Here is a 25,457-nt window from a genome sequence, read left to right as displayed (position 1 = left end):
CATGGCCTCCGTCCTGTTCGTCATCGTGGAAGACGAGTTCTCCCGCGACTTCCTGCAACATCCGCTCGACGCGCTGCTCGCCGCGTCTCTCCTCCAGAGCAACGGGCACGAGGCACGCATCTGGGACCAGCGCGTCGCCACCGAGCCGCCGAGCGGAGACGAGCCCCGCTACGTCGTCGTCATCACGGCGATCGCCGACCGGGCGCAGTGCTACCCGCTTGATCTGGGACCCATCCGCTCCGCGGTGTCCTCGCTCCGCGGGCGGTGGCCGGCCGCCACAGTGATCGCCGTCGGACCGCACGGAACGCAGCTCCCCGCTCCGACGCTCGAGGACATCGCGGTGGACTACGTCGCTCGGGGCGAGGCGGACGCCGCGGCGGTCGGGGCGGTGGCCTTCCTCGAGTCCGGGCGCGTCCCTCTGACGGGCGTCCTCCCCGCGGTCGGAGTGTTCCCGCCGATCGACTCGGAGGCCCTCCCCGTGCCCGACTACGACCTGATCGACGCGAGCCAGTACACCGCAGAGACCTTCGCGGAGGGCCGGGTCCAGCGCAACACCTGCGGGATCGTACTCGGCGTCCGCGGGTGCACCTACGGCTGCTCGTTCTGCCATCTGCCCTTCGGCACCACGATGAGGGCGGAACCCGTGTCGACCACGCTCTCGTCGATCCAACAGCAGAGGGACCGGGGCGTGTCCGAGATGTTCTTCCTCGATTACGTGTTCGGACTGCACAAGAGCTTCTACCGGGAGCTGTGCGAGGAACTCCCCGGCACAGGGATCACCTGGTCGGGGCAGACCCGCACCGAGGTCGTCCTGCGGACCGACGTGTCGACCTGGGCGGACGCCGGCTGCCGGGGGATGTGGTTGGGAGCGGAGTCCCCTGCGGTCAGTCAGACCGGAGTCGGCAAGCGGATCCCGGCCGAGAAGATCCAGGCCGCGATCGAGAAGCTCGACGGGGCGGGCATCACGCCGTTCGCGTTCGTCCTGATCGGCCTGCCCGGCGATCCCACCTGCGTCTCCGGCGAGATCGTCGACTGGGCCGCGACGATCCCCGGCTACTTCGGTCTCAACCAGCTCTTCCTCCGGCCCGGCACCCCGCTGTACGACGAGATCGCCGACCGGTACTCGCCCGAGGGCAAGCCGCGCACGTGGTTCGACGTGGACCGGATCACCCAGCGCTACCGCGAGGAGTACCCCGCGGACCTGGACGAGCTCGAGAGTCGCCTGAAGGCGCTGCCGAACTACATCGGCAACGCGATGTACTGATGGGGCGCACGCACCTGGTGACGGTGCCCTCGGCGTCGGCGCACTCGTTCGACCACGTGGGCTTCGCCGTCGACCTCGTCGTCGCGGGAGCGATCCGCGCGCTCGAAGGCGCGGAGACGGTCGTCAGCGCGACACGCGACGACACGAACATCCCGAGCGTCCGCGCCGGTGTCGAGAGCGGCCTCGAGCGCTTCGCCGCGACCACGACGGCGGTCGCCGGTGAGCCGGTCGACGTGAGCTCGACCGACTCGCCGGAGTCCCACCGCTGGATGCAGGAGCTTTGGGAGCAGCTGCGCGCCCAGGACGCCCTCGAGACGGGCACGTTCACGGGCGCGTGGTGCGAACACTGCGAGTCGTACGTCGACGCACCGGTCGAGCCGGCAGGATGCCCGGCCTGCGGCCGCTCGGACCTCCCGCAGCGCAGTGAGGACAACTGGTTCCTCCGCACGGCGCCTTTCCTCGACGCGCTCGCGCGCTGGCGGGAGTCCGTGGTCGTCGTCGGGCCGGCCGCCCCGGCGGCAGCGGGATCAGCGCCCGTCCCGGCACTGATGAGCGTCTCGCGGCCCGCCTCCCGGACCGGTGATGTCGGCGTGGCGGTCCCGGGGGACCCGAGCCAGGTGATCCACTCGGGCCTCGTCGCGGCGGGGTGCTACCTCCTTCCCCGCCCCGGAAGGAACTGGGCCGCGGCGGCGAGACGCACCCAGGTGTGCGGGAAGGGGCTGGTGAACCTGCACACGGTGGTCGTCCCCCTCCTCTGCACGGCGCTCGGAGTTCCGGCCGCAGACCGCCTGTACGTGCACCATCACGTCCGGGTCGACGGAGCCAGCCCGCAGTCGGCCGGGCGGAACGGCTCGTCGGTGTCGCAGCTGCTCCAGACGCACGGACCGGCCGCGATCCGCTGGTGGCTGGCCCGGCTCGGGCTCACCCGCCACGACGCCGACCTGGCGCTCCGGGACGCGCCCGTGCTGCACCGCCGCGAGCTCGGCAGGGATCGACGGGCCGTGCCGCATCCGGATCCGCAGGGCTTCCGTCGGCGCTGCGAGGCGGACCTCGCGTCGCTGGACATCGCGAGGATCACCCGGAGCGTCCTCGCTGCGCGGGCGGACCCCCGACTCCTCGACGCTCTGCCTGCGGACGCGGGCGAGCGGCTCGGCCGCTTCACGGCCTGGGTCTCGGGATCGGACGTGCCCGCGTGACCGCGCGCTTCGTCCGCGCACTCGCCCTGCTGGTGCTCGTGCGGGCCGGCGGCTTCAGCTCGATCGTCGCCGTCGTCTGGCTGCGGGACGCCTACTCCGCCTCGGAGACCGCGATGGTGCTGACCGCGTTCGGCGTCGGGGCGATGATCCTCCCGGGCCTCGCCGGCTTCCTCGTCACGTCGCGGACGCTCAGACCGATCCTCACGCTGGCGATGGCGGTGAACGGCGTCGTCATGCTCCTCGTCCCGCTGACCTTCGGCGGCCCTGTCGCGGTCATCGCCGGCCTGATGTTCGTCGTCGGGGCGACCTCGAGCCTCGCGCGCTCCCTCCTCGGGACGCTGATCACGTTCGCGTCGGCGGACGGCCTGCAGACGAGGACCCAGTCGATGATCGCCTGGGCCGCCAACCTCGGAGCCGCGGTGGCCACGGGCATCGCCGGGCTCGTCTCCGCCTCGAACCAGCAGTACGGCGTGCTGTTCACCGTGGAAGGCGTCGTCCTCATCGCGACGGCACCGGTCGTCCTGACGCTCGGGCGTCCCACCGTGCCGCCGCTCGCGGGCCGGCGGATACTCGGCATCGGAGGCGTGCAGGACCTCGCGTTCGCGCTCGGAATCGGCCTCGCCGCGACGGCGATCATGCAGGGCCTGGGCATGACCTTCGCGCTCGTCACGCGACACCCCGACTCGTTCGTCCTCGCCGCCCTGCTGAACGGCGTCCTCATCCTCGTCCTCCAGCCGTTCGTCGTACGGGTCGTCCGCGACGCGAGATCCACGAGCTACCTCGTCTGGGGCTTCGCCGCGGCCACCGCGACCTCGATCACCGTGGCGGCCACCGACAGCTGGGTGGTCCTCGGGCTCGGCTGGACGATCGCGGAGCTGCTGCTCACCGCCGGGATGGCTCCGACCGTCCTCGCGCGGACGCCGCCCCGACTCCACGCCGCAGCGATCGGGATCATCGGCTCGTCGTGGGGCATCACCGCCGCCGCACTCCCGGTGCTCATCGTGTCGTCGTCGACGCTGGCGGGCCCGTCGGCCGGCTGGTCGCTGCTCGCGGTGATCGGAGTCGCGTTCAGCCTCGCCCTGTCGTTCCGGCCCCGGAACACGACCGCACTCCGAGAAAGGGAACCATGACCGAGAGCACCAGCCTGCGCCTGTTCACCTCCGAATCAGTGACGGAGGGGCATCCCGACAAGATCTGCGACCAGATCTCGGACAGCATCCTCGACGCGCTGCTCGCCGTCGACCCGCACGCCAGGGTGGCGGTCGAGACGATGGTGACGACCGGCCTCGTGCACGTCGCCGGCGAGGTCACGACCTCCGGCTACGTGGAGATCCCGGCGCTCGTGCGCGACGTGATCACCGGGATCGGCTACACCTCGTCCGAGGTCTCCTTCGACGGGCGCACCTGCGGTGTCGAGGTGTCGATCGGCGCGCAGTCGCCGGACATCGCCCAGGGGGTGGACGAGTCCCTCGACGCGCGCTCCGGCGCGGGAGTCGATCCGCTCGACCGCCAGGGTGCGGGCGACCAGGGCATCATGTTCGGATTCGCGACGAACGAGACGCCCGAGTACATGCCCGTCGCGATCTGGGTGGCGCACCGCCTCGCCGAGCGCTTGGCCGCGGTCCGGAAGTCCGGCGAGCTGCCGTTCCTGCGCCCTGACGGCAAGACCCAGGTGACCATCGGCTACGACGGAGTCGTGCCGAGGACCGTCGAGACCGTCGTCCTCTCGACCCAGCACGCGCCGAGCATCACGCTCGCCGAGCTCACCGCGGCAGTCACCGAGCACGTGATCCGCCCGGTGCTCGACCTCGTCGATCTCGACTCGTCGCACGTCGACATCATCGTCAACCCGACCGGCCGCTTCGAGATCGGCGGCCCCCAGGGCGACGCCGGGCTGACCGGCCGCAAGGTCATCGTCGACACCTACGGAGGCGCCTCCCGGCACGGCGGCGGCGCGTTCAGCGGCAAGGACCCGTCGAAGGTCGACCGCTCCGCCGCCTACGCCCTGCGCTGGGTCGCGAAGAACGCGGTCGCCGCGGGTCTCGCCGACCGCCTCGAGGTCCAGGTCGCGTACGCGATCGGCCGCGCGAAGCCCGTGGGCCTGTACGTCGAGACCTTCGGCACCGGGCACGTCGACGACACCGCGATCGAAGCCGCGATCCGCCAGGTGTTCGACCTGCGTCCGGCCGCGATCATCCGCGACCTCGACCTGCTCCGACCGATCTACGCGCAGACCGCGACCTACGGCCACTTCGGCCGCGAGCTCCCCGGATTCACCTGGGAGCAGCTCGACCGCGTCGAGGAACTCCGCGCCGCCGCAGGGCTGCTCGTGCCGGACCTCGTCGACGCACGACGGTGACGCCCGCGACAGGGCACTCCCCGGGGTCTGAGCCCGGCGCCCACCCCTTCGAATGCTCGGTCGCGCCCCTTCGCCGTGGCCGGGCGGTCGCAGCGATGAGCAACGCGCGGGCGGCGCCGTCAGGGCGCCCGACGGTCGATCCGTCAGGGAGGACCCTTCGTCCCGCTCGCACGGACCGCGCGACGAATCGACGGCGCGACTGGAGACGTCGCGCGTCACCTCCGACGACGGACGGCGGTCAGCGCGAGGCCGAGCCCGCCGAGGAGCACGCACGAGACGAGGGCGTTCGCCGCGGAGTCGGGCTGGGCATAGAACGTGACGAGCCCGAGGGAGTCCGCCTCGGCGCTCGGGAAGAAGAACGGCGGGATCGCGAGCACCAGTAGCGGGAGCAGCCAACTGGAGCGCGGCCCACCGAGAGCGGAACCGATCGCCGCAAGGCCGGTGAAGCCGAGGAGGTTGCGGGCGGCAGAGACGTAGCCCTGCTCCGGACCGGTGACGAGGGCGAGCGGGAGGAGCGCGACGAGCGCGAGGGCGAGTTCGAGTGCCGTGACCGCCAGATTCAGCGCGCGCATCGGGCGGGAGGCGGTCCGCTCCCACCGCGCCAGAGCGGAGCGGGAGAGGGCGATCAGGGCGGTGCCGATCGCCGCGGGAACCGCCATCGCGAGCGGGTATTGGAACGGGACTCCACTCCGCGGCTGCACGGCGGCCGAGCCGACCAGCAGCCCACCGGCGATCGTCGCCGCCAGCACTCCGACGAACACGCGGAAGCGCCGGAGGCGCAGAGCCACAAGCAGGTCCTGCATCACAGATCAGCGAGGGTGACGGTGCAGGCAAGCAGCGCATCGGCGTGGCGGGAGAACCACGCGATCCGTTCCCCCTCGCTGAGACCGGCGAAGCGCGCCGAGCCCGCGACCAGACCAGGCGAGGCGTGCTCGTAGCGCTGCACATCGCCGCCCGCGAGCCACTGCGCGATCAGGGGCAGCACGGCCCCGGAGTCACCGCGGCACGGTAGTGCGCCCAGGCGCGTCGACACGTACATCCTCACCGCCCGCTCCGCGTATCCCGGCGCGAGGTCGTGCAGGTAGATCTCGCCGTCCGTGGATGCCCCACCTCCGTATCCCTGATGAACCGTGGCGACGTCCAGCGCGGTCCCCGCAACCCTCCCTTCGAGGGCGTCGAAGGCCTCGACGAGCGGGCCGAGGCCTGCGGCGTACGGAGCCGCGACACACACCTCGACCCGTCCGCTCGCACAGGTCAGGTCGACTCCGGACTCGCCCTCGAGGATCACACCCCGCCCCTGGGCGATTCCGCCGACACCGAGACCCGCGACCACGGCGGCGACGACCGTCAGGGCGACTGCTCTCCGTCTGCGCTGGCCGAGCACGAGGGCGGCGACGCCCAGTGCGACGACGGCCGCGCCCGAGTACCAGAGCATCTCGCCGAGGAGTGTGCTCTCCCGGTAGCCGGAGAAGACGTCGGTCTGATCGCCGGTCAGGACGTACAGGTGCGAGAGCCACCGCCATCCGCCCTGCGGCAGCTGCGTCGCCGGGATGAATCCGAAGTAGGTGCCCAGTGCGGCGAGCGGAGCGACGATCCAGCGGCCGCGCGCGAGCACGCCGACGAGATGACCCGCGCTCCACGCGAGCAGCAGCGCGGACGCCGAGGCCGCGAGCCACGACCACACCGGACTGCCCTGCCCGTCGTGCGCGACGAAGAGCGCGGCGACCACGATGCCTCCGACGGCGTACCCGAGCAGGCACCAGGCTGCTCCGGCCGCAGCGTGACTCACAACGGGGAGCATCGGATCGATCGCGGCCTGCCTCAGCCGCCGTCGCTCGTCGGCCGAGTACCACCGGGTTGCGTCGAGCACCGCGAGCCCGACCACGATCGGAGCCAGGATCGCCAGCGACGAGGTGATCCCCTGCGTCGCGCTGGACCACTCCCAGACGCCGACGGGCTTCACTCCGGTGAACGCGGCGACGACCGCGGCGGCGAGGATCGGCCAGCAGAAGCGTGCGACGGAGGAGCGCAGCAGCGCGATCACGACGCCGGCCCCAGCTCGCGCCGGAGGAGCTCCTCGTAGCCGCGCTCGGTGCGCGCGCGCCACGCGCCCTCGCCGACGCCCTCGCCGTCCCCCTCGCCCTCGCCCTCGCCCTCGCCCTCGCCCTCGCCCTCGCCGAGGCTGCTCGCGGTGCCGTCGAAGAGCGCGCGTCCCCCGCCGAGGACCGCGACACGGGTCGCCGGCTCCGGGACGTCGGCGAACAGGTGCGTGCTGAGCAGCACTGTGCTCGAGCGCGAACGCTCGGCCACTACCTCGCGGAAGAAGCTCTGCTGCTCGGGGTCGAGCCCGACGGAGGGCTCGTCGAGAATCCAGAACGCGGGCTCGTGGACGAGGGAGGCGGCGATGCCGACCCGCTGCCGCATCCCTCCCGAGAGCGACCCGAACCGGCTGCCAGCGGAGTCGGCCAGACGGACGAGTCCGAGGGCGTCTCGCGCTCGCCGCCGACGGTCCCGATGCGGCAGACCCTTGAGCCAGCCGCAGTACTCGACGCACTCCTGCGCCGTAAAGGACAGCGGGAATCCGACCGCCTGCGCCAGGAAGCCGACCTCTGCCACACCGCGCGCCGTTCCCGGGAACCCTCGTCGAGCGCCCGAGCACCGATCACGATGGAGCCGGACGACGGAGGCCGCGCCTCGGCGAGCGCCTCCAGCAGGGTGCTCTTGCCGGCGCCGTTGCGCCCGAGTACGACGGTCAGGCCGGGATCGATCGTCAGCGAAAGCCCCCGGAGCACGTCGCGCCTCCCGCGGGCGAGGCGCACGTCGTCGAGCGCGATGCTGCGCTTCGGGTCGGCCACGGTCAGCAGTGGCTGAACACGATGCGGTCGGTGTCCCCCGTTGTGACGATCGTGCCGCCGCCCCCGTTCACGTCCCCGGACGCGAAGTATGTGGTGTCGCCACCGCTGTCGCACTGCTCGTTGCTCGTGAAGACGTGCGAGCCGTCCTCGGCGTCGGTCGACGTGAAGACGAGCGCGTCCGGTAGGTAGTCGTCGTAGTGCCAGACCTGCACGCTGAGCGAGCGGTCCGCGGAGGTATCGCGATCGGCACGTCCCCATGCTCCGAGGCGGAGGTCCGTCGTCCGGTAGGGCGTCGAGGTGGTGAGGGAGCATCCTGCCGCTTCGTTGGACGAATCCGCTCGCGCGGGCGCAGCCGCGAGAGCGGTCGCCGCAGTGACGCGAGCGATGGACGTGACGAGAGTTCGAACAGACATGGCATCCTCCAGAATCGCCTCGACGAGCCCCGACCCGACCCGACTGTCGACGACAGTAGAGAGATCGTCATTCTGGACACAAGGTCCATCACGCGCCAAAAAGGGGGACGGATCACCGCGTGCACGGCGATCGTCGAGGGGATGGCACGCACTCCGAACCTCCGATCCGCCGCCCGTCAGATCGATCCATCACCGACGGCCCGCCCGGACGACTCGCACGATCCGACGTCGCAGGATGATGGCGGTGCCGGACTACCGCGACGGGCACCTCAGCATCGGAGCACGCCTGCCGCTCCGACAGTCACGGGACAGAGTCCATCCCGCACGGGCGACCGGATCGACTCGGGAGCGCAGACCGATGCGCTGGGCAACTGGCCCACGCTCGGCAGTTAGGTTAGGGTAACCTTCGCAACCTCACCCTCCTCCGAAGGATCATCGTGCCCGCCACCCGCACCCCCCTCCGCCTGACCGCCGTCGCTTCGATGGGCCTCGCCGCCCTGCTGCTCACCGCCTGCGCGGGAGGAGCCGACGCCGGCTCCGAGGGCACCTCCGAGAGCAGCGCCGCCTCGACCGGCGAGGGTCTCCCCGTCACCGTCGAGCACGCGTTCGGCAGCACCACTGTCGAGTCGGCCGACCGCGTCGTCGCCACGAGCTGGACGAACCAGGACGTCGCCCTGGCGCTCGGGGTCACCCCCGTCGGCTTCACCCGCGCCTCCTACGGCGACGAGGACGGCGACGGCCTGCTCGCGTGGACGAAGGAGGCACTCGACGCTGCCGGCGCCGAGACTCCAGCCCTCTTCGACGAGACCGACGGTGTGCCCTTCGAGGCCATCTCGGACCTCGAGCCGACCGTGATCCTCTCGGCCTACTCCGGCATCACCCAGCAGGACTACGACACGCTCAGCCAGATCGCCCCGACCGTCGCCTACCCGGGCCTGCCCTGGGGCACGACGTGGCAGGACTCGGCGAAGCTCGACGGAGCCGCACTCGGCCTGGAGGACGAGGCGGTCGCGAAGGTCGGCGAGGTCGAGAGCGAGATCAGCCAGGCCACGGCCGCGTACCCGCAGCTCGCGGGCACCACCTTCATGTACGGCTGGTACGACCCCACCGACGCGAGCTCGTTCACGTACTACACGCCGAACGACGCGCGGGTGAAGTTCGTCGAGGACCTCGGCCTCGACGTCGCCCCCAGCGTCACCGAGCTCTCGGGCGACTCCGAAGCGTTCAGCGGCACCCTCAGCTCCGAGAACGCGGACCAGCTCGACGCCGACGTGCTCGTCGTCTACGGCGACGACACCACCCTCGCGGCACTGCAGGCCGACCCGCTGCTCTCCAAGATCCCTGCCGTCGCACGCGGATCCGTCTACGTGCTCAAGGACGGCTCCTCGGCCGCCATGGCCACCTCCTCGCCGAACCTGCTCAGCATCCCCTGGGTGCTCGACGAGTACACCGCCGGCCTGGCCGCAGCCGCCGACAAGGTGTCGTGACCAGCAGACCACCTGCACCACTGCGGCGCCCCGGACGCGAGGACACTCGCGGTCGGGGCGCCGCAGGGCGTGCACGGCGGCGGATGCTCGCGCTCGTCGCGGCGCTCGTCGCCCTCGCCGTCGCCTGCATCCTCTCGCTCGTCTACGGCTCGCGCGAGATCCCGCTCACCGAGGTCTGGTCGGCGCTGACCGCCCCCGATCCCGCCTCCATCGTCGATGCGGCCGTCCAGGGACGGGTGCCGCGCACCGTTCTCGCGATCCTGGTCGGCGCAGCACTCGGACTCTCGGGAGCCGTGATGCAGGGCCTCACCCGCAACCCGCTCGCCGATCCGGGGATCCTCGGCCTCAACTCCGGCGCCTCGCTCGCGGTGGTACTCGGCATCGCCGGGGTGGGAGCGACCAGCGTGCCGCAGTTCATCGGGCTGGCGTTCCTCGGCGCGGCGGCGGCCGGCGCCTTCGTCTACGCCGTCGCGTCGATCGGCCGCGAGGGCGCGACTCCGCTCAAGCTGGCGCTCGCCGGGGCCGCCACCGCCGCCGCGCTCACCTCGCTCATCAGCGCCGTCCTGCTCACCCAGGAGACGACGCTCAACCGCTTCCGCTTCTGGCAGGTCGGCGGAGTCGGCAGCGCCGACCCGACGAGCATCGTGCAGGTGCTGCCGTTCCTCGCTATCGGCCTCGTGCTTGCGCTCGCGAGCGCGAGCGGGCTCGACGCGCTGGCGCTCGGCGACGAGCTGGCGACGGGCCTCGGCCGCCGCGTGGGGCGCATCCGCATGCTCGCGGGAGTCTCCGCGGTGCTGCTGTGCGGAGCCGCGACCGCGATCGCCGGCCCGATCGGATTCATCGGCCTGGTCGTACCGCACCTCGCGCGCCGCGTCACCGGGCCCGCGCACGCATGGCTGCTCCCCTCCTCCGCTCTGCTCGGGGCACTTCTGCTGCTGGTCGCCGACGTGGTCGGCCGGGTGGTCGCCCGGCCGAGCGACGTCGAAGTCGGGATCGTCACCGCCCTGATCGGCGCCCCTGTGCTGATCGCGATCGTGCGCCGCTCGAAGGTGCGCGCGCTGTGATCGCGAGCATCACCGCGGGGCGGAGGGTGCGTCGACGGCGGACGGTGATCGGATGCGCCGTGCTGGCCGCGCTCGCCCTCTCGCTCGTCGTCGTCTCGCTCACGGTCGGCAGCACCGTCTACTCGGTGCCGCAGGTGATCCGGGTGGTCCTCGGCGAGAGCGTGCCCGGCGCCTCCTTCACCGTTGGCACCCTGCGCCTGCCCCGCACGATCACCGCGGTACTCGTGGGCGTCGGGTTCGGGATGGGTGGGGTGATCTTCCAGACGATGCTGCGCAATGCACTCGCGAGTCCCGACATCATCGGCATCACCTCGGGCGCGAGCGCCGCGGCCGTCGTCGCCATCGCCTTCTTCGGTCTCTCGGGAGGCGCGGTCTCGGTGATCGCGGTCGCCGCGGGTCTCGCCACGGCGCTGCTCATCGCGAGCCTCGCCGAGGGCGGCGGAGTGATCGGCGCGCGCCTGATCCTGATCGGCATCGGGGTCGCGGCGATGTTCCAGAGCGTGATCGCCTACGTGCAGACGCGCGCGGACTTCGAGGACGTGCAGGAGTCGCTGCGCTGGCTGAGCGGGAGTCTCAACTCGGCCGCGTGGTCGAGCGTGCCGCCGCTGACACTGTCGATGCTCGTGCTCGTGCCGCTCGCCCTGCTGCTCGCCGGCAGGCTCTCGGTGCTCCAGCTCGGCGACGAGTCAGCAAGCGCCCTCGGCGTCGACGTGCGCCGCAGCCGGCTGGCATTGCTCGCGGTCGGAGTCGGGCTCGTCGCCGTCGCGACCGCCGCGACGGGGCCGATCGCGTTCGTCGCGTTCGTCTCCGGTCCGATCGCGCACCGCCTGCTGCCGAGCGCCCGCTCGCTCCTGATGCCCTCCGCCCTCGTCGGAGTGGTGGTCGTCCTCGCCGCCGATCTGCTCGCGCAGCACGTCGTCGGCGCCGTGTTCTCGGGCGCCCGCTTCCCGGTCGGAGTCGTCACGGGCGCTCTCGGCGCCCCGTTCCTGCTCTGGCTCCTCGCCCGCCGCAATCGCACCGGAGGTTCCCTGTGACCGCACCGCACACCCTGAGCGCCGACGCCGTGACGCTGGCGTACAACGAGCGCGTCGTCGTCGACGGGCTCTCGCTCACCGTGCCGACGGGGGCGATCAGCGTGATCGTCGGAGCGAACGCCTGCGGCAAGTCGACCCTCCTCCGGGCGATGGCCCGGCTGATCACACCGCGGAACGGAGCGGTCCTGCTCGACGGGCAGGCGATCCACCGCCTCCCGACGCGGCAGGTCGCGCAGCAGGTCGGGCTGCTGCCGCAGACGCCGATCGCCCCGGAGGGGATCGCCGTCTCGGACCTCGTCGCGCGCGGCCGCTATCCGCACCGGGGATTCCTCGGCCGAGGCTCGGGGACCGACGACGACGCGATCGTCGAGGACGCGCTGCGTGCGACCGGCACGCTCGAGCTCGCCGACCGGCCGGTGGACGAGCTCTCCGGCGGGCAGCGGCAGCGGGTGTGGATCGCGATGGCTCTGGCACAGCGGACCGACGTGCTGCTGCTCGACGAGCCGACGACCTACCTCGATGTGTCCCACCAGGTCGAGGTGCTCGATCTGCTCACCGACCTCAACCGCTCGCGCGGCACCACCATCGTGATCGTCCTGCACGACCTGAACCTCGCCGCACGCTACGCCGACCATCTGTTCGCGGTCCGCGCAGGCGCGCTCTACGCCTCCGGTGCCCCCGCCGAGGTGGTGACGCCCGAGACGGTGCGCGCCGTCTTCGGCATGGAGTCGCGTGTGATCGAGGACCCGGTGTCGCGGACCCCGCTGGTGCTGCCGATCGGCCGGCACCACTCGCGCTGACGCGGGCCTCGCCGAGGGAACCCTGGGTACGCCAGGGTGGGACGTCACCCGGAGGCTGCCGGGCGCGATCGCCGGATGCTCCGCCACATGGTGGCGACCGTGCGGAACCCCGCGCGGCGAGCGACGGCCTCAAGCTCCTCCTGCGAGGTGACCCGCGCCGCGCCGAGCAGCCGCTGAGCGGTCCGGACCCGGGCCAGCCGGATCTGCTCGGCCGCCGTCGTGCCGTGCACCGAGAACGCCCGGCCCACCCGCGTCGCCGACGAGTTCACCCGCCGGACGAGCTCGGCCACGGTCAGTCCGGTGTCCGAGGAGTCGGCGTCGATGATCGCCATCGCGCGCGAGAACAGCACCCATTCCGCCGTGGTCGCCGTCGACGCGTCGGCACGCGGCGCGTGCTCGTGGACAAGCGCGAGGACGGTCTCCTCGACGGCTGAGCTCAGGTGCCGCCAGGCCCTCGCATCAGCATCGATGGAGGTGGCGAGGAGCGAGTTGACGAGCGCGATCAGCACCTTGGTCGTCCCCAGCGCAGGCAGTGATCGCGTCGTGACAGCTGCGCTCGACACGCGCGGGTCCTCCCACAGCGACCGCCGCAGCCGCACCAGGATCCAGGCGACGGGCCGGCTCGCGGTGACGACCGCCTCCGGCTGCGGGCCCAGGGTCAGCGACCCTCCGGCCTTGACGGTGAGGACCGAGCCGTCAACCTCGACGTCGAGAGCACCCGAGACGACGGTCATCAGCAGGGCGTCCTCCTCGGTCAGGCGCGCCGAGAAGCGGAGGGGCGTCGCCCAGGTCCGAGAGAACGCGAGGTCCCGCAGTTCGATCGAGTCCGCGGCGATGCGGGCGGGTGGCGACCTCGACGCCGTGTCCAGGCCTCGCGCCGCCAACCACATCGCCGCGTCCACGCCTGCGAGGGAGACATCCCGTTCCGCGTGCACCGGTCGATCGGCCTTCGCAGCCATGGTCGCCTCCGCTCCGATCCGCGAGAAGCGGGTACCAGCATGGTCACCGCCGACGCCGGATCGGCCGAGCCACGGAGAGGCGGGGACGCCGATCCACCGAAATCCGGTGCGCGGATCACCCGTCTCTCCGCGAGAAGGCCCCTCCCGGTGACGGTAGTGGCGAGCCTCTTTCACGTCCCCACACACGCACTACCACTGACAGGAAAGGCGAGCCACCATGGCCGACAAGAACTCCTCCGCCCACGAGCACCGCATCCCCACCGGATCCGAATGGACGATCCCCGATGACTCCGTGTCCGGCGGCCGTCCCCGCCGACGCACCCTCGTCCAGGGCGCGGCCTGGACCATCCCGGTCGTCGCCGCCGCCTTCGCCACCCCGGCGCTCGCCGCGTCGAACGCCGCCGCCCTCGAGTTCGTCAACGGACCGTATGCGCTGCAGCAGTGCGGCGAGCTCACGGGCGTGCAGGTGAGGGCGACCCAGAACGGGCAGCCCGCTCCGGACGGCTCCCCCATCCGCGTGACTTTGCCGGCCGGCTTCACCTTCTCGGACGGCAGCACCTCCGGAACCTTCCCCACGTCGGGAGGCACCGCGACGCTGCCCGCGATCACCACCGACTCGTCCACCCCCGGCGCGATCACCGCGACGTGGAACGGCCTCGTCGACTCCGAGCAGATCTCGGTGACGCCGCTCCCGACCGGCGCCGAGGTCTGGCAGAACGAGGGCCTCTTCGCGAGCTACCCGTCGGTCCCCTCGACGGCGACGGCTCTGGGCGGGAATTACTTCCTCACCCCCGACGGCACCCTCTACTACGGCAACGACATCGTGCAGACGGGAGCGGCCTCCGCCGCGACCTCTCTGCGCGTGGGCTCGGACGGGCACTGGGTGAACGTCGTCCAGGCCTCGGGCGGGTCACGTACCTACCGCGACGGCGTGCTCGTCAGCTCGCTCTCCTCGACCGGAGCGTCGGTCACGCCGCTCGGGGCGAACTACTACCTGACCAACGGCAGCGTGAAGTCCCTCTACTACAACGAAACCCTCGTCGCCGAGAACGTGGCGTCCGCGGTCGCGGGCGACGGCTCCGGCGACCGCGCCACGGTCGTCTTCGCCTCAGGCGGGTCGGCCGTCTTCCTCAACGGAGTGCAGGAGAGCACGATCGCCAGCACCGGCTCGGGGTCGACCGCGCTGGGCGCGGGGTACTTCCTGTCCGGCAGCAACCTCTTCTTCGGCGAGCAGTTCGTGGCCTCCGGGGTGAGCTCGGCGCACGTGCACAAGCCGGGCGCTGCGGCAGGATCCGAGTCGACTGTCGACATCGTCCTCGACGGCGGCACGGCGCAGACCTACACCGGCAGCACCCTCAGCGGAACGTGGGGTTCGGTCCCGAGCGGCGCGACCGCGCTCGGAGACGAGTTCTTCCGATCGGGAGACGCGATCTACTACCGCGACACGGTCATCCGCCGGGGCGTGTCGTCCGCTTCGACGATGAGCAGCGACGGAGCCGGCTACGTCAACGTCGTGCTCTCGGGCACCTGCCCGGCGTAGCGCGCAGAGCGCGGCTGGAAGACCCTCGGACGAGTCCGGGGGTCTTCCGGCCGTCAGCGGCCGTGTCCGGCGGTCGGAGGAGTGCGGACGGTTCCGGAGGTGCGCCAGGATGGGCGGTGCTGATCAGGGAGCTCGACGCCGACGACCTCGCGACACCCGAGGCGGTGCGGCTGCTGTGGCGGGCGGCCGAGGCCGACGAAACGGCGCTGCGGGCGATCCGCGAGCACGAGCTGCCCGGGCTCGGCGTGATCGGAGTCGTCGACGGCGGCGTCGTTGGCGCCTCGCCGCGCACCAGGTCGGCTTCGGAGCCGTCACGATCGAGTACATCGCCTCGGCGGTCCGCGGCAGCGGACGCGCGATCGTCGCCGAGATCAGGCGCCGGCACCCCTCCGCGGCGTTCCTCGCCGAGACGGACGACGACGCGATCGGGTTCTACCGAGCGCTCGGCTTCACGGCGTCCGCCGCCCCGGAGGACCCGCGCTGGCCGGGCCGTCCTGTTACGCCTGCCGCCTCCCGCCCTCCTGACGCGTCACCCAGTGGCTCATCAGCGAGGGAACCCCGAGCGATCGAGGGTCCCTCGGCAGCGCGACGAGCCGATCAGCGGATCGACCAGCTGGGCGCGCCGCGCCCGTCGTACTGCACGAGGTTGCCGTCGTCCTGGAGAACCAGGCGGTAGGGGGCGACCGATGAGGGCGAGGCCGACGCCGACCAGGTCACCGAGCCGTCGCGGGTGACCACGGCCATGACGCCGTCGTCGTAGAGGACGAACGCGCTCCCCGCCGAGGAGGTGCCGGTCGAGTAGACCGGGCCGGAGGGTCCGTAGACCACGAAATTGCCGTCGGCCTGCATCAGAGCGCGGTAGGCGCCGTTGGGCGAGCGCAGCAGGCTGCCTGCGTCGAGTCCGTTCGTGGCGTAGAGGGTGCTCGAGGGGAGTGCGGCCTGGCTGGTCCAGATGATTGAGCCGTCCTGGTTGACGATGATCAGCGAGCCGGCGTTCGTGATGCCGAGGCGCAGGTCGGTCCCGCGGGTGTCCGACGACCACCTGACCGAACCGTCGGCGCCGTAGACGACCGCGTTGCCGTCCTCCTGCAGCACGAGACGGTTACCGGCGCCGCGGATGCCCGTGTTCCAGACGACGCCCTGCGGGCCGTATCCGACGAGGTTGCCGTCGTCCTGCATCCGTGCGGTGAACCGGCCGTTCTCGGAGGTGAGCTGGCGGTTCGCCCGCAGCGTCTGCCCCGCGAAGAGTGTGTCGATCGGAGGCTCCGCGATCCGGCCGTTGACGCTGCTGGCCCACGCGGGTGTGCCGTTCTCGCGGTAGACGACGAGGTTGCCGTCCTCCTGGATGATCACCGCGGCGTTCGGCTCGTCGGGCGTGACGGTATTCCACACCGGGCGGCCGCCGGAGGAGTAGACAACGAGGTTGCCGTCGGCCTGCATGACGAGGTGGTCGCCCCGGCCCTCGGTGCCCGTGCCGAAAGTCGCGCGACCGCTCGGGTCGTAGATGACCGCGTTGCCGTCCGTCTGCATCTCGAATCGCCAGCCGCCGTCACGCTCCGAGGTGATGCGCTCTCCGCGGGCCAGTTCCTCGCCTCCGACGAGCGCGTTGTAGTACTGGCCGGAGGCCTGCGCTGCGGCGTCGGCCGAGGGGGTGAGCTCGGGGGCGTCCTCGCGGGTGGCCGAGAGCGGCGCTCCGGGGTCCTCCCGCGTCGACGTGAGGGGCGCGTCCTCGGCCAGGGCGGGGGTGCCCCCGAGCAGCAGCGCTCCGGCGGCGAGGAGGGCGACGAGCCCGGAGGCCAGCGGACGGGTGGGGGCGGGAGGCGTCATCGCGCAGGTCCTTCTCAAGAGGTCGGCATCGCCGAGGGGTTGAGGGAATGCTCGCACGCCGGCGGCCTGCGGCGCGAGGCTTCCGTGAGCGTCGCTCCCCTCGGATCCCGCAGCGGGACGCGGCGCGCTCGCTGCAACGAGCTCGTCGCGGCTGGTCCCGGGGCCGCACAGCGGGGTCTGACGGGCCTAGCACGATCCTGCGAGCCGGACGCGCGGTGGACGCATTCCGGCTGAGCGGAACCTGCGTGAAATCTCACAGACCGCCGCGCGGAGCGCATCTCTCCGCGGGCACTGCCTACAGTCGAGTTCTCATCACAATGGCGTGTATCCCCCGCTCAGCTCGAGCTCAGTTCCGACCGGAAGGCCCGCCATGACCGCAACACTCGACCGACCCGACACCGCCCCCACCTCACACAGGTCCTCTGCGCTGGGCACCTCGCTCGGGCTGCTCCTGCTCCGACTCGCCCTGGGCGCCGTGTTCATCGCCCACGGCTGGCAGAAGATCGCCATTGACGGACTCGGCGCGACGACCGAGGGCTTCGACGCCATGGGCATCCCGTTCGCGGCCGCGCTCGCTCCGGTGGCGGCGTTCACCGAGCTGCTCGCCGGTGCCGCGATCATCGTCGGCGTCATGACCAGGATCGCCGCCGCCGGCCTCGCGATCACCGCTCTGGTCGCCCTCGTCGTCGTGCATGCTCCGAACGGGTTCTTCGCGGCCACCGGCGGAATCGAGTTCGTCCTCGTCCTCGCCGCCGGAGCAGCGGCGCTCGCGCTGACCGGCGCGGGCCGACTCTCGGGCGACGCGCTGCTGCGACGCCGGCGCTGACCCCTCCGGGACCGTCGACGGGCGCGCACGGGTGCCGCCCGCCGCGTCGGATCCGGTCCGGCTCGCGAGAACAGTGAGTTCCCGCGGGCCGGACCGGGTTGAGCGACCCGGGCCCGCTCGGCAGGTGCGCAGCCGCGGTAGCCGGCGGTCCGTTCGTTGCCGATGACAACAAAACGCAGGACGGCGCGGCAGAATGGACGCATGACGCACCGGAGCAACTGGGCAGGCACCTACGAGTACCGCGCCGCCGACATCATCGAGCCCGAGTCGATCGAGGAGGTGCAGCGCCTGGTCCGCGAGAACGACCGCGTCCGCGCGCTCGGCAGCCGCCACTCCTTCACCGCGCTGCCCGACACGCCCGGCGTCCTCCTGCACCTCGGCCGCCTGCCCTCCGACCCCGAGATCGACGCAGGGGCGAACACCGTCACCGTCGGAGGCGCCACCCGGTACGGCGTCCTCGCCGCACACCTGCACAGCGCCGGTTACGCCCTGCACAACATGGGCTCGCTCCCCCACATCTCGGTCGCCGGCGCGATCGCGACCGGCACCCACGGCTCCGGAGACGGCAACGCCAACCTCTCCTCCGCCGTCTCGGCCCTCGAGCTGGTCACCGCCGACGGCTCGCTGCGCACGATTCGCCGCGGAGAACCCGGCTTCGAGGGCGTCGTCGTCGGCCTCGGCGCCTTCGGCGTCGTCACCCGGGTGACCCTCGACGTCCAGCCGACCTTCGACGTGCGGCAGGACGCGTTCGTCGACCTGCCCTGGGAGCGCGTGCTCGACGACTTCGAGGCGATCACCTCCTCCGCCTACAGCGTCAGCCTGATGACGCACTGGTCGAGCCCCGCCGTCGAGCAGCTCTGGCTGAAGACCCGGGTCGAGAGCGGAGTCGTCGCCGACGTCGACGCGACGCACCTGGGCGCGGTCGCCGCCGCGGCCAGCCTGTTCGCCGTGTCCGAGGGTGTCGACTCCAACCTCAACCCGTTCGGCGGCTCGATCGGGCCGTGGTCCGAACGACTCCCGCACTTCCGCCTCGACCGCGAGCCGAGCGCGGGCGACGAGATCCAGAGCGAGTACATGGTGCCGCGCGAGAGGATCCGCGAGGCGATCGTCGCCCTCCGCGCGATCGGCGAGCGGATCGACGAGGTGCTGCTGATCACCGAACTGCGCACGATGGCGGCCGACGACCAGTGGCTCTCCCCGGCCCAGGGCCGCGACAGCGTCGGCGTGCACTTCACCTTCGCGAAGGACCGGGCCGGAGTCGACGCCGTGCTCCCCGCGGTCGAGGGCGCTCTGCTCCCGCTCGGCGCCCGCCCGCACTGGGGCAAGCACTTCCTGGCCCGAGCCGACGAGATCGCCCCGCTCTACCCGCACCTCGCCGAGTGGCGCGCGCTCCGGGCCGAGTGGGACCCCTCGGGCCGCTTCGCGAGCGACTACCTCCGCGACCGCCTCCTGGGCTGACCCCTCTTGAGCAGGATGCGACTGCGAGCGCTGCCGCCCCTGTGCATCGCGCGGGCCGGGTGGCGGCCGCGAAACGGGTGACGGCCCGGAGGAAGGCGGGTAGCGTCGCCGAGACGAGAGGGAGGTCGCCATGCCCCGCGAGGAACGGATGCCGTCGACCATCGAACGGTCCGACGAGCACGCGCAGGATCTCTGGTCGGCCGCGCACGACTCCGCCGTGGAGAGCTACGGCGAGGGCGAACGCGCCCACCGCACCGCGTTCGCCGCGCTGAAGCACGAGTACGAGAAGGTCGGCGACCACTGGGAGCGCAAGGCCGCCGCCGGCCCCTCCGACTCGCGCGCAGCCGGCCACGGGCCCGACGGCGGAGGCGAGACCGCCGGCGGAGTGGACGCCAACGCCTCCAAGGCCCACCTGATGGATCTCGCCAAACGCCTCGACGTCTCCGGCCGCTCCCGGATGACCAAGACCGAGCTCGTCGAGGCGCTCCGGCGCGAGAACGACCGCCGCACACGCCGCGCGCGCTGACCGGGTCGTCAGCCGGCGACCGCAGACGCCGCCGCGGGCACCTCCACCGCGCCCTCCCGCTTCCGGCGGCGCGCGACCAGCACCGTCAGCACGAGCGCCGAGACCGTCCAGATTCCGAGCTGGAGGAGCCAGCGGCCGATACCCGCCCCGTCGAAGAAGAGGATGCCCCGCATCGCCTCGAAGCCGCCGGAGCCGAGCCAGCCGTTGTGCACCACCTGCCAGAACGGCGGCAGCATCGACTCCGGCGTGCTGGCCCCCGCGCTCGGGAAGTTGAGGGCGACCAGGATCAGGATCTCGGCCAGCACCGCTCCCTGCCCCAGGAGCAGCGTGAGCAGGGTCGCGATCACCCCGACCGTGAAGCTGTAGAGCATCCCGACCCCGATCACCGCCGCGACCTGGCCGAAGTCGACACCGAAGTCGACGAAGAGGCTGATCATCGAGAAGCCGAGGACAGGCACGAGCAGCGCGGCGCCGGCCGCCGTCGCGAGCAGGGCCTTCACTCCCGCCCGCGGGATCGCCTGGCTGATCGCGGTGATGCTGAGGAACGCGCCGACCGTGCAGATGACCAGGAAGAAGAAGAGGACGGAGCCTCCGGGATCGTCGGCGGGCAGCGGAGCGACGTCCTCGATCGTCGCCGTCGTGCCGAGCTGCGCCGCGGCCTGGTCACCCACCTGCTGCACGACGGCGGCGGCGAGGCGTCCGCCTCCCGAGGCGATCACCGTGGTGACGGTCGAGCCGTCGACGATCACGGCTCCGACCGCGTCGCGATCGGCGACCGCCTGCCGCGCCTGCTCGGCGGAGTCGGCCCGGCTCGCATCGAAGGCACCCTCCGCGCGCTCCTCGAGCGCATCGGCGAGCTGGTCGGTGACCTGCGCCGGGCCCGAGAGCGTGATCGCCAGGTCGTGGGGCACCGGCGCGTGCCCGGCGCTGACGTAGGCGAGGCTGAATGCCACGAGGAAGAACAGCGGCATCGAGATCACCGCGATGAGGCGGGTGCGCAGCGACGCCGTCCGCGAGGGGTCCACGGATCCTGGCGTGGCGACGACATCGAGGTGGTTCTCGGGCATCGTCAGGTCGATGCCCGCAGTGCGGGTGGACGGTCGTGGCTCGGTCGTGCTCATCGCAGGACTCCCTCTCCGGTGGTGGTGGACTCGCTGGCGGTGATCGACCGCCGCGTGACCTCGGCGTCGTCGGGTTCGAGCAGCTCACCGTCGACGACGACGGTCTCGATGCGGGCGTGACGCGGCTGCTCCGGCGCCCTCCACGCCTCGGCGGGCGGGGCGGAGTCGGTGGCGAGATCCGCGAGCTCGGCGCGCTGCCTCCGGACGGTCTTGCCCAGGTGCACGACGAAGGTGACCAGCATCAGCCCGAGCGTCCAGGCGAGCAGCTGCAGAACCCAGCGGCCCGCGCCGTTGCCGCCGAAGTACACGATCGAGCGGAACGCCTCCATCGCCCCCGCCCCGAAGTAGACCTCGTGCACGCCCTGCCAGAAGCCGGGGAGCATCGCCGCGGGGCCGGCACCTCCTGCGCTCGGGAAGTTGATGAACACGACGAACGCCATGATCCCGAAGGTGGCCGCCTTGCCCAGGAGCTGCTCGATGAGGATCGCCGCACAGCCCACGGTGAAGACGTAGAGCGCGTTCACGCCCAGCAGGCCGGCGATCGAGCCGAAGCTCGCTCCGTAGTCGCCGAGGAAGATCGAGGAGAGCCCGAAGACGATCAGCGGAGCGACGACGGCCGCGATCGAGATCGCGGTGTAGCGCAGGCGCAGCGGCGCACCGGGCATCACCTGCATCAGCACGATGATCACCAGGTAGGCACCCAGGGAGGTGTAGGTGAGGAGGTAGAACAGGCCGGTGCCGAGGCTGTCGGCCGCGGCCAGCGGAGCCACGTCGACGACGGTCGCCGTGGTGCCGAGCTGGGCGGCGACCTGCGCGGCGGCGCCCTGCACGGCGCCGGCGACCGAGCGGCCCTCCGCCCCTGCGACGTAGGTCGTCACGGTGAAGGCCGGAGGGGCCGATGGGTCGGCGGCGGCCACGGGCGAGATCTCGATCGACCCGTCGTAGCGCCGCTCCTCGACGCCCGAGCGCGCCTCGGCGACGACGTCGGTCCGCTCGGCCGAGAACTCCGCGGTGCTGTCGAGCCCCTCCGCGATCGGCGCCACCACCTGGTCGGGGCCGACGACGAGCAGGGGGAGGTCGTTCGGCGCGGGGTGGTGCAGAGCGCTGACGAACGCGAGCGGGAAGACGATCACGAAGAAGAGCGGCAGCAGGAGCGCCAGGAGCGCCGTGCGCACGGAGCTCGCAGGTCGCGGCGGGTCGCCGACGGGCGTGGGCGGTGGGGTGGTCGGGCTCGACACGGGGGCTCCTCGAAAGGTAAACGGTGGTTACAAAGTAAACGGTGTTTGCAACGTAATCGACGTTTACGCTGGAGTCAAGATGCTCTCGCCGTCGAGGTTCCTCGGTGCCGAGCGCGAGGATTCTCAGGAGCCGAGAACCTCAGGAGGGAACCACATGGCCGGCCAGGGGTCCGCACGCCGAGACCGGTCGGCGGCGGTGAAGGACGAGATCCGCCGCTCCGCCGCCCGCCTCTTCACCGAGCGGGGCTTCGAGGCGACCGGCATCCGCGACATCGCTGCGGTGGCCGACGTGAATCCGGCCATCGTGATCCGTCACTTCGGCTCGAAAGAGGCGCTCTTCATCGAGACCGTCGATGGAACGGGTGCGCTCCAGGCGATGATCGAGGGGCCGATCGAGGAACTCGGCCGTCGCGTCGTCCGCCAAATCATGATGTCCCGCGGACGCGGCGGGCTCGTCGTCTTCGGCACGATCGTCCGGGCCTCCGGCCGACCCGACATCCGCGCCACCCTCGCCACCTCGATGATCGAGCGCTTCGTGGTCCCGATCGCCCCGCTGATCCCTCGGAGCGACGCCGAGACGAGAGCACACCTCTTCGCGGCACAGCTCGTCGGGCTGATGACGGCGCTCGTCGTCTACGACGACGTCCACCTGCGCGAGGCTCCGCTCGAGGAGGTCGTCGAGCTCTACGGAGCCGGCCTCCAGCAGCTGCTCACCGGGCCGTGAGCTCCGGGGTCAGCGCAGGGCGTCCCGGATCTCCGCGAGCCCGAGCTCGAGCTCCGCGAACGTCGTCGACAGCGGCGAGAGCCCGATCCTGATGCCGTCCGGCCGGCGGAAGTCGGGGATCACGCCCGCCTCCTGGAGCCGGGGCACCAGTGCCGAGAACGACTCGTGCGCGATGGTCACGTGCGAGCCGCGCTCGGCCGGGTCGCGCGGAGTCGCCACCCGCACCCCGAGCGGCACCAGCCACTCGTCGATCAGTTCCAGGGCATAGGCGGTCATCGCCTCCGACTTGGCGCGCACCGCGGGCATGCCCGTCTCGGCGATCAGCGCGATCATGTCCTGCATCGCGATCATCCCGGTGATCGGCGGCGTCCCACTGAGCACGCGGCGCATCCCCGCGGCAGGCCGATAGCCCGGGGCCATCTCGAACATGTCGGCGACCCCCATCCAACCCTGCACCGGCTGCGCAAGCGCCTCCTGGTGCCGGGAGGCGACGTACGCCCACGCCGGCGCCCCCGGACCTCCGTTGAGGTACTTGTAGGAGCAGCCGACGGCGAGGTCAGCGCCCCACGAGTCGAGCTCGAGCGGCACCGAGCCGACCGCGTGGGAGGCGTCCCAGAGCACCAGAGCGCCGGCCGCGTGCGCCTGCGCGGTGACGGTGGCGGCATCGGCGAGGAACCCGGAGCGGTAGGCGACGTGACTGAGCAGCACGAGCGCGGTCCGCTCGCCGAGCACGGAAGCGAGATCCTCGGTGCCGACTCCGCGCTCCGGAACCGTCGTGATCCAGCGCAGCGTGCTACCGGTCTCGGCCGCGATCCCCTCGAGCACGTAGCGGTCGGTCGGGAAGTCGTCGGCGTGCACGACGATCTCGTCGCGCGCCCCCTCCGCCTGCATCGCGATCGCGGCGCGGGCGAGCTTGTAGAGCAGCACGGTCGTCGAGTCGGCCACCGCGGCCTGCCCCGGCGCGGCCCCCAGGACCGCCGCTCCGAGCGCGTCGCCCACCTGGAGCGGCAGCTCGAGCCAGCCCTCCTCCCAGCCTCGGATCAGGCGGCCGCCCCACTCCTCCTCCGCGAACTGCGTCAGCCGCTGGACACTCGCCCGCAGGGGACGGCCGAGCGAGTTGCCGTCGAGGTACGAGCGCACCTCGGGGGTGCGGACGAAGAGCTCCGGGCAGTGCGCGAGCGGGTCCTGTGCGTCGAGCGGATGCATGTGCTCACCCTAGGTCGCCCTCCCACACTCCTCCCACCGTCCAGGAGTCGCGGTCGTCGCGCTCGCGCACCGCACCTCCCGCGCGCACGCCGACTCCCTCGGCCCGCACTCTGAAAGACCGAGAGGCGTTCTCACGGCTGATGTCCCTACTCTGATCCGCGTGGATCTCGACACCCTCCTCAACATCGGCCTCGTCGTGCTGTTCGTCCTCGTCGGAGGCGTCTTCGCGGGCACCGAGATGGCGATCGTCAGCCTTCGCGAGAGCCAGGTCCGGGCGATCGAGGCGGGGAGCGAGCGGGGCCGCCGGATCGCCGAGCTCGTCCGCAATCCCAACACCTTCCTCTCGGCGGTGCAGATCGGCGTCACCCTCGCCGGCTTCTTCTCCTCCGCGTACGGCGCCTCGACCATCGCGCCCGACCTGGTGCCTCCGCTCGAGTCGCTCGGGCTCTCGAGCGGAGCCGCCTCCACCGTCGCGCTCATCCTGATGACCCTCGTCATCGCCTACCTCTCGCTGGTGCTCGGCGAGCTCGTGCCCAAGCGCCTGGCGATGCAGAAGTCCGTCGCGTTCACGAAGGCGCTCGCGCCGCCGCTCAACGTCCTCGCCCGCCTCATGCGACCGCTGATCTGGCTCCTGTCGGTCTCCACCGACGCCGTGGTGCGCCTCCTCGGTGCCGACCCGCGCGAGAAGGGCGAGAGCGTCTCGGCCGATGAGGTGCGCGACATGATCTCGAGCAACACCGAGATCCACGAGGACCACCGACGCCTCCTGACCGATGTCTTCCGGGCCGATGACCGGCGCGTCGCCGAGGTGATGCGGCCCCGGCCCGACGTCGACTTCCTCCGCGGCGAACTGAGCGTCGCCGAAGGGTACAGCGCCGTGCTCGGCCAGCCGCACTCGCGCTACCCCGTCGTCGGCGAGAACCGCGACGATGTGCTCGGATTCGTGCACGTGCGCGACCTCATGGCGGCGCTCCCGGAGGCGGAGAAGGCCGGCACCGCGAGCCGCGTCGCCGACATCACCCGCCCGATCCTCGCTGTGCCCGGCACCACGAAGGTGCTGACGGCGCTGCGCACGATGCGCCAGGACGGCCACCAGATCGCCGTGGTGATCGACGAGTACGGCGGAACCGACGGCATCATCACCCTCGAGGACCTGCTCGAGGAGCTGGTCGGCGAGATCTACGACGAGTACGACGGTGCGCGGCAGGAGGTCGACGCGAAAGCGGCCGAGCAGCTGCACGACGTCGACGGCGGGATGATCCTCGAGGACCTCGAGGAGCAGCTCGGGATCGAGCTCCCCGAAGGCCCCTACGAGACCGTCGGCGGCTACGTCCTCGACCGGATCGGACGGGTCGCGGTCGTGGGCGACTCCGTCGTCGTCGGCGACCACGTCCTCCGGGTCGCCGAGACCGACCGCTACCGGATCTCGAGGCTCACCCTCGTGCCGCAGCCGGCATCGGAGCAGACCGAGCCGAGGGCCTGAGCCGCGGCGCGGAGAAAGCGGGTAGCGGCGCCGGCGAGCGGGTTGTTGTGCGGACCTCACCGGAAAAGATCGACGAG

The 25,457-nt window shown here is 71.8% G+C and carries 23 protein-coding genes and 1 pseudogene; 14 read left to right on the top strand and 10 right to left on the bottom strand.

The features are described 5' to 3' along the window. Position 1: 1 nt before the first annotated feature. The 4 genes from GSU10_RS01640 to metK are packed head-to-tail and all read left to right on the top strand — an operon-like array spanning position 2 to position 4,819. Positions 2 to 1,264, top strand: a complete 1,263-nt coding sequence (locus tag GSU10_RS01640) for a B12-binding domain-containing radical SAM protein (protein WP_068209359.1) — start codon at positions 2 to 4, stop codon at positions 1,262 to 1,264. Beyond that, on the top strand, positions 1,264 to 2,460 hold the full coding sequence (locus tag GSU10_RS01635; protein ID WP_068209357.1) for a class I tRNA ligase family protein: 1,197 nt from the start codon (positions 1,264 to 1,266) through the stop codon (positions 2,458 to 2,460). Before GSU10_RS01640 ends, GSU10_RS01635 begins: the two co-directional genes overlap by 1 nt. Continuing rightward, positions 2,457 to 3,590, top strand: coding sequence for an MFS transporter (locus GSU10_RS01630; RefSeq protein ID WP_068209354.1), 1,134 nt, complete (start codon positions 2,457 to 2,459; stop codon positions 3,588 to 3,590). Before GSU10_RS01635 ends, GSU10_RS01630 begins: the two co-directional genes overlap by 4 nt. Continuing rightward, the gene (metK, locus tag GSU10_RS01625; RefSeq protein ID WP_068209351.1) at positions 3,587 to 4,819 is read left to right on the top strand and encodes a methionine adenosyltransferase; all 1,233 of its coding nucleotides are present in this window, start codon (positions 3,587 to 3,589) and stop codon (positions 4,817 to 4,819) included. The genes GSU10_RS01630 and metK overlap by 4 nt, the downstream gene beginning before the upstream one ends. Positions 4,820 to 5,034: 215 nt before the next feature. Here metK and GSU10_RS01620 read toward each other — a convergent pair whose 3' ends face one another. The 5 genes and pseudogenes from GSU10_RS01620 to GSU10_RS15395 form a co-directional block, all read right to left on the bottom strand. Then, entirely contained in the window at positions 5,035 to 5,607 is a 573-nt protein-coding gene (locus GSU10_RS01620; RefSeq protein ID WP_068209349.1) for a hypothetical protein, read from the bottom strand. A gap of 14 nt (positions 5,608 to 5,621) precedes the next feature. Next, positions 5,622 to 6,863, bottom strand: coding sequence for a hypothetical protein (locus GSU10_RS01615; protein WP_068209346.1), 1,242 nt, complete (start codon positions 6,861 to 6,863; stop codon positions 5,622 to 5,624). Beyond that, positions 6,860 to 7,435 carry an ATP-binding cassette domain-containing protein gene (locus GSU10_RS01610; protein ID WP_132505417.1) on the bottom strand — a complete coding sequence of 192 codons (576 nt, stop codon included), beginning with the start codon at positions 7,433 to 7,435 and terminating at the stop codon, positions 6,860 to 6,862. Before GSU10_RS01610 ends, GSU10_RS01615 begins: the two co-directional genes overlap by 4 nt. A gap of 65 nt (positions 7,436 to 7,500) precedes the next feature. After that, a pseudogene (locus tag GSU10_RS15665) lies at positions 7,501 to 7,611 on the bottom strand (AAA family ATPase); the annotation flags it as partial. Between the two features lie 65 nt (positions 7,612 to 7,676). Beyond that, positions 7,677 to 8,087 (bottom strand): hypothetical protein, encoded by a 411-nt coding sequence (locus tag GSU10_RS15395; RefSeq protein WP_068208539.1) that lies wholly within the window; start codon positions 8,085 to 8,087, stop codon positions 7,677 to 7,679. 437 nt (positions 8,088 to 8,524) lie between these two features. On the opposite strand from GSU10_RS15395, the gene GSU10_RS01595 reads away from it, so the two are divergent. The 4 genes from GSU10_RS01595 to GSU10_RS15385 all read left to right on the top strand — a co-directional run bounded on the left by GSU10_RS01595 (position 8,525) and on the right by GSU10_RS15385 (position 12,472). After that, positions 8,525 to 9,574 carry an iron-siderophore ABC transporter substrate-binding protein gene (locus GSU10_RS01595; protein ID WP_241972924.1) on the top strand — a complete coding sequence of 350 codons (1,050 nt, stop codon included), beginning with the start codon at positions 8,525 to 8,527 and terminating at the stop codon, positions 9,572 to 9,574. A gap of 83 nt (positions 9,575 to 9,657) precedes the next feature. Then, positions 9,658 to 10,638, top strand: a complete 981-nt coding sequence (locus tag GSU10_RS01590) for a FecCD family ABC transporter permease (protein WP_068208546.1) — start codon at positions 9,658 to 9,660, stop codon at positions 10,636 to 10,638. Then, positions 10,635 to 11,672, top strand: a complete 1,038-nt coding sequence (locus tag GSU10_RS15390) for a FecCD family ABC transporter permease (RefSeq protein ID WP_241972925.1) — start codon at positions 10,635 to 10,637, stop codon at positions 11,670 to 11,672. The genes GSU10_RS01590 and GSU10_RS15390 overlap by 4 nt, the downstream gene beginning before the upstream one ends. Further along, positions 11,669 to 12,472: an ABC transporter ATP-binding protein gene (locus tag GSU10_RS15385; protein WP_068208554.1), complete on the top strand. Its 804-nt coding sequence runs from the start codon at positions 11,669 to 11,671 to the stop codon at positions 12,470 to 12,472. Before GSU10_RS15390 ends, GSU10_RS15385 begins: the two co-directional genes overlap by 4 nt. A gap of 44 nt (positions 12,473 to 12,516) precedes the next feature. On the opposite strand, the gene GSU10_RS01580 is transcribed toward GSU10_RS15385, so the two are convergent. Continuing rightward, positions 12,517 to 13,431 carry a helix-turn-helix transcriptional regulator gene (locus tag GSU10_RS01580; RefSeq protein WP_068208556.1) on the bottom strand — a complete coding sequence of 305 codons (915 nt, stop codon included), beginning with the start codon at positions 13,429 to 13,431 and terminating at the stop codon, positions 12,517 to 12,519. Between the two features lie 217 nt (positions 13,432 to 13,648). Between GSU10_RS01580 and GSU10_RS01575 the strand changes: the two genes are divergently transcribed. Then, positions 13,649 to 14,971 carry a hypothetical protein gene (locus GSU10_RS01575; protein WP_068208559.1) on the top strand — a complete coding sequence of 441 codons (1,323 nt, stop codon included), beginning with the start codon at positions 13,649 to 13,651 and terminating at the stop codon, positions 14,969 to 14,971. A 597-nt stretch (positions 14,972 to 15,568) separates the two neighbouring features. Here the strand turns inward: GSU10_RS01575 and GSU10_RS01570 are convergent. After that, complete coding sequence (locus tag GSU10_RS01570) at positions 15,569 to 16,798, bottom strand: hypothetical protein (RefSeq protein WP_068208562.1); 1,230 nt, start codon at positions 16,796 to 16,798, stop codon at positions 15,569 to 15,571. Between the two features lie 370 nt (positions 16,799 to 17,168). Here GSU10_RS01570 and GSU10_RS01565 point away from each other — a divergent pair, with 370 nt between their 5' ends. The 3 genes from GSU10_RS01565 (at position 17,169) to GSU10_RS01555 (ending at position 19,608) form a co-directional block, all read left to right on the top strand. After that, entirely contained in the window at positions 17,169 to 17,624 is a 456-nt protein-coding gene (locus tag GSU10_RS01565; RefSeq protein ID WP_068208564.1) for a DoxX family protein, read from the top strand. 201 nt (positions 17,625 to 17,825) lie between these two features. After that, the gene (locus GSU10_RS01560; protein ID WP_068208566.1) at positions 17,826 to 19,082 is read left to right on the top strand and encodes a D-arabinono-1,4-lactone oxidase; all 1,257 of its coding nucleotides are present in this window, start codon (positions 17,826 to 17,828) and stop codon (positions 19,080 to 19,082) included. A 130-nt stretch (positions 19,083 to 19,212) separates the two neighbouring features. After that, positions 19,213 to 19,608 (top strand): ChaB family protein, encoded by a 396-nt coding sequence (locus GSU10_RS01555; protein WP_068208568.1) that lies wholly within the window; start codon positions 19,213 to 19,215, stop codon positions 19,606 to 19,608. 8 nt (positions 19,609 to 19,616) lie between these two features. Here the strand turns inward: GSU10_RS01555 and GSU10_RS01550 are convergent, their stop codons facing one another. Both GSU10_RS01550 and GSU10_RS01545 read right to left on the bottom strand, forming a co-directional pair. Beyond that, positions 19,617 to 20,729 carry a YhgE/Pip domain-containing protein gene (locus tag GSU10_RS01550; RefSeq protein WP_132505420.1) on the bottom strand — a complete coding sequence of 371 codons (1,113 nt, stop codon included), beginning with the start codon at positions 20,727 to 20,729 and terminating at the stop codon, positions 19,617 to 19,619. Continuing rightward, complete coding sequence (locus GSU10_RS01545; protein WP_068208576.1) at positions 20,726 to 21,967, bottom strand: hypothetical protein; 1,242 nt, start codon at positions 21,965 to 21,967, stop codon at positions 20,726 to 20,728. Before GSU10_RS01545 ends, GSU10_RS01550 begins: the two co-directional genes overlap by 4 nt. A 154-nt stretch (positions 21,968 to 22,121) precedes the next feature. Here GSU10_RS01545 and GSU10_RS01540 point away from each other — a divergent pair, with 154 nt between their 5' ends. Further along, positions 22,122 to 22,691: a TetR/AcrR family transcriptional regulator gene (locus GSU10_RS01540; RefSeq protein ID WP_068208578.1), complete on the top strand. Its 570-nt coding sequence runs from the start codon at positions 22,122 to 22,124 to the stop codon at positions 22,689 to 22,691. Between the two features lie 9 nt (positions 22,692 to 22,700). On the opposite strand, the gene GSU10_RS01535 is transcribed toward GSU10_RS01540, so the two are convergent. Continuing rightward, a complete protein-coding gene (locus tag GSU10_RS01535; RefSeq protein WP_068208580.1) occupies positions 22,701 to 23,897 on the bottom strand; it encodes a kynureninase in 1,197 nt (398 codons plus the stop codon). 160 nt (positions 23,898 to 24,057) lie between these two features. On the opposite strand from GSU10_RS01535, the gene GSU10_RS01530 reads away from it, so the two are divergent. Next, positions 24,058 to 25,380, top strand: a complete 1,323-nt coding sequence (locus GSU10_RS01530; protein ID WP_068208583.1) for a hemolysin family protein — start codon at positions 24,058 to 24,060, stop codon at positions 25,378 to 25,380. Positions 25,381 to 25,457: the final 77 nt, after the last annotated feature.

It is taken from the genome of Rathayibacter tanaceti, from assembly GCF_009834165.1.
Taxonomy (GTDB): Bacteria; Actinomycetota; Actinomycetes; order Actinomycetales; family Microbacteriaceae; genus Rathayibacter; species Rathayibacter tanaceti.
This window is presented reverse-complemented; position numbering and strand designations above follow the sequence as displayed.

What these genes read in the sequence shown, in the direction of transcription:
- GSU10_RS01540 (WP_068208578.1), top strand. Translation starts at nt 22,122, where the DNA reads ATGGCCGGCCAGGGGTCCGCACGCCGAGACCGGTCGGCGGCGGTGAAG.
- GSU10_RS01575 (WP_068208559.1), top strand. Translation starts at nt 13,649, where the DNA reads ATGGCCGACAAGAACTCCTCCGCCCACGAGCACCGCATCCCCACCGGA.
- GSU10_RS15395 (WP_068208539.1), bottom strand. Translation starts at nt 8,087, where the DNA reads ATGTCTGTTCGAACTCTCGTCACGTCCATCGCTCGCGTCACTGCGGCG.
- GSU10_RS01555 (WP_068208568.1), top strand. Translation starts at nt 19,213, where the DNA reads ATGCCCCGCGAGGAACGGATGCCGTCGACCATCGAACGGTCCGACGAG.
- GSU10_RS01580 (WP_068208556.1), bottom strand. Translation starts at nt 13,431, where the DNA reads ATGGCTGCGAAGGCCGATCGACCGGTGCACGCGGAACGGGATGTCTCC.
- GSU10_RS01550 (WP_132505420.1), bottom strand. Translation starts at nt 20,729, where the DNA reads ATGAGCACGACCGAGCCACGACCGTCCACCCGCACTGCGGGCATCGAC.
- metK (WP_068209351.1), top strand. Translation starts at nt 3,587, where the DNA reads ATGACCGAGAGCACCAGCCTGCGCCTGTTCACCTCCGAATCAGTGACG.
- GSU10_RS01640 (WP_068209359.1), top strand. Translation starts at nt 2, where the DNA reads ATGGCCTCCGTCCTGTTCGTCATCGTGGAAGACGAGTTCTCCCGCGAC.
- GSU10_RS01560 (WP_068208566.1), top strand. Translation starts at nt 17,826, where the DNA reads ATGACGCACCGGAGCAACTGGGCAGGCACCTACGAGTACCGCGCCGCC.
- GSU10_RS01635 (WP_068209357.1), top strand. Translation starts at nt 1,264, where the DNA reads ATGGGGCGCACGCACCTGGTGACGGTGCCCTCGGCGTCGGCGCACTCG.
- GSU10_RS01590 (WP_068208546.1), top strand. Translation starts at nt 9,658, where the DNA reads ATGCTCGCGCTCGTCGCGGCGCTCGTCGCCCTCGCCGTCGCCTGCATC.
- GSU10_RS01535 (WP_068208580.1), bottom strand. Translation starts at nt 23,897, where the DNA reads ATGCATCCGCTCGACGCACAGGACCCGCTCGCGCACTGCCCGGAGCTC.
- GSU10_RS01570 (WP_068208562.1), bottom strand. Translation starts at nt 16,798, where the DNA reads ATGACGCCTCCCGCCCCCACCCGTCCGCTGGCCTCCGGGCTCGTCGCC.
- GSU10_RS01565 (WP_068208564.1), top strand. Translation starts at nt 17,169, where the DNA reads ATGACCGCAACACTCGACCGACCCGACACCGCCCCCACCTCACACAGG.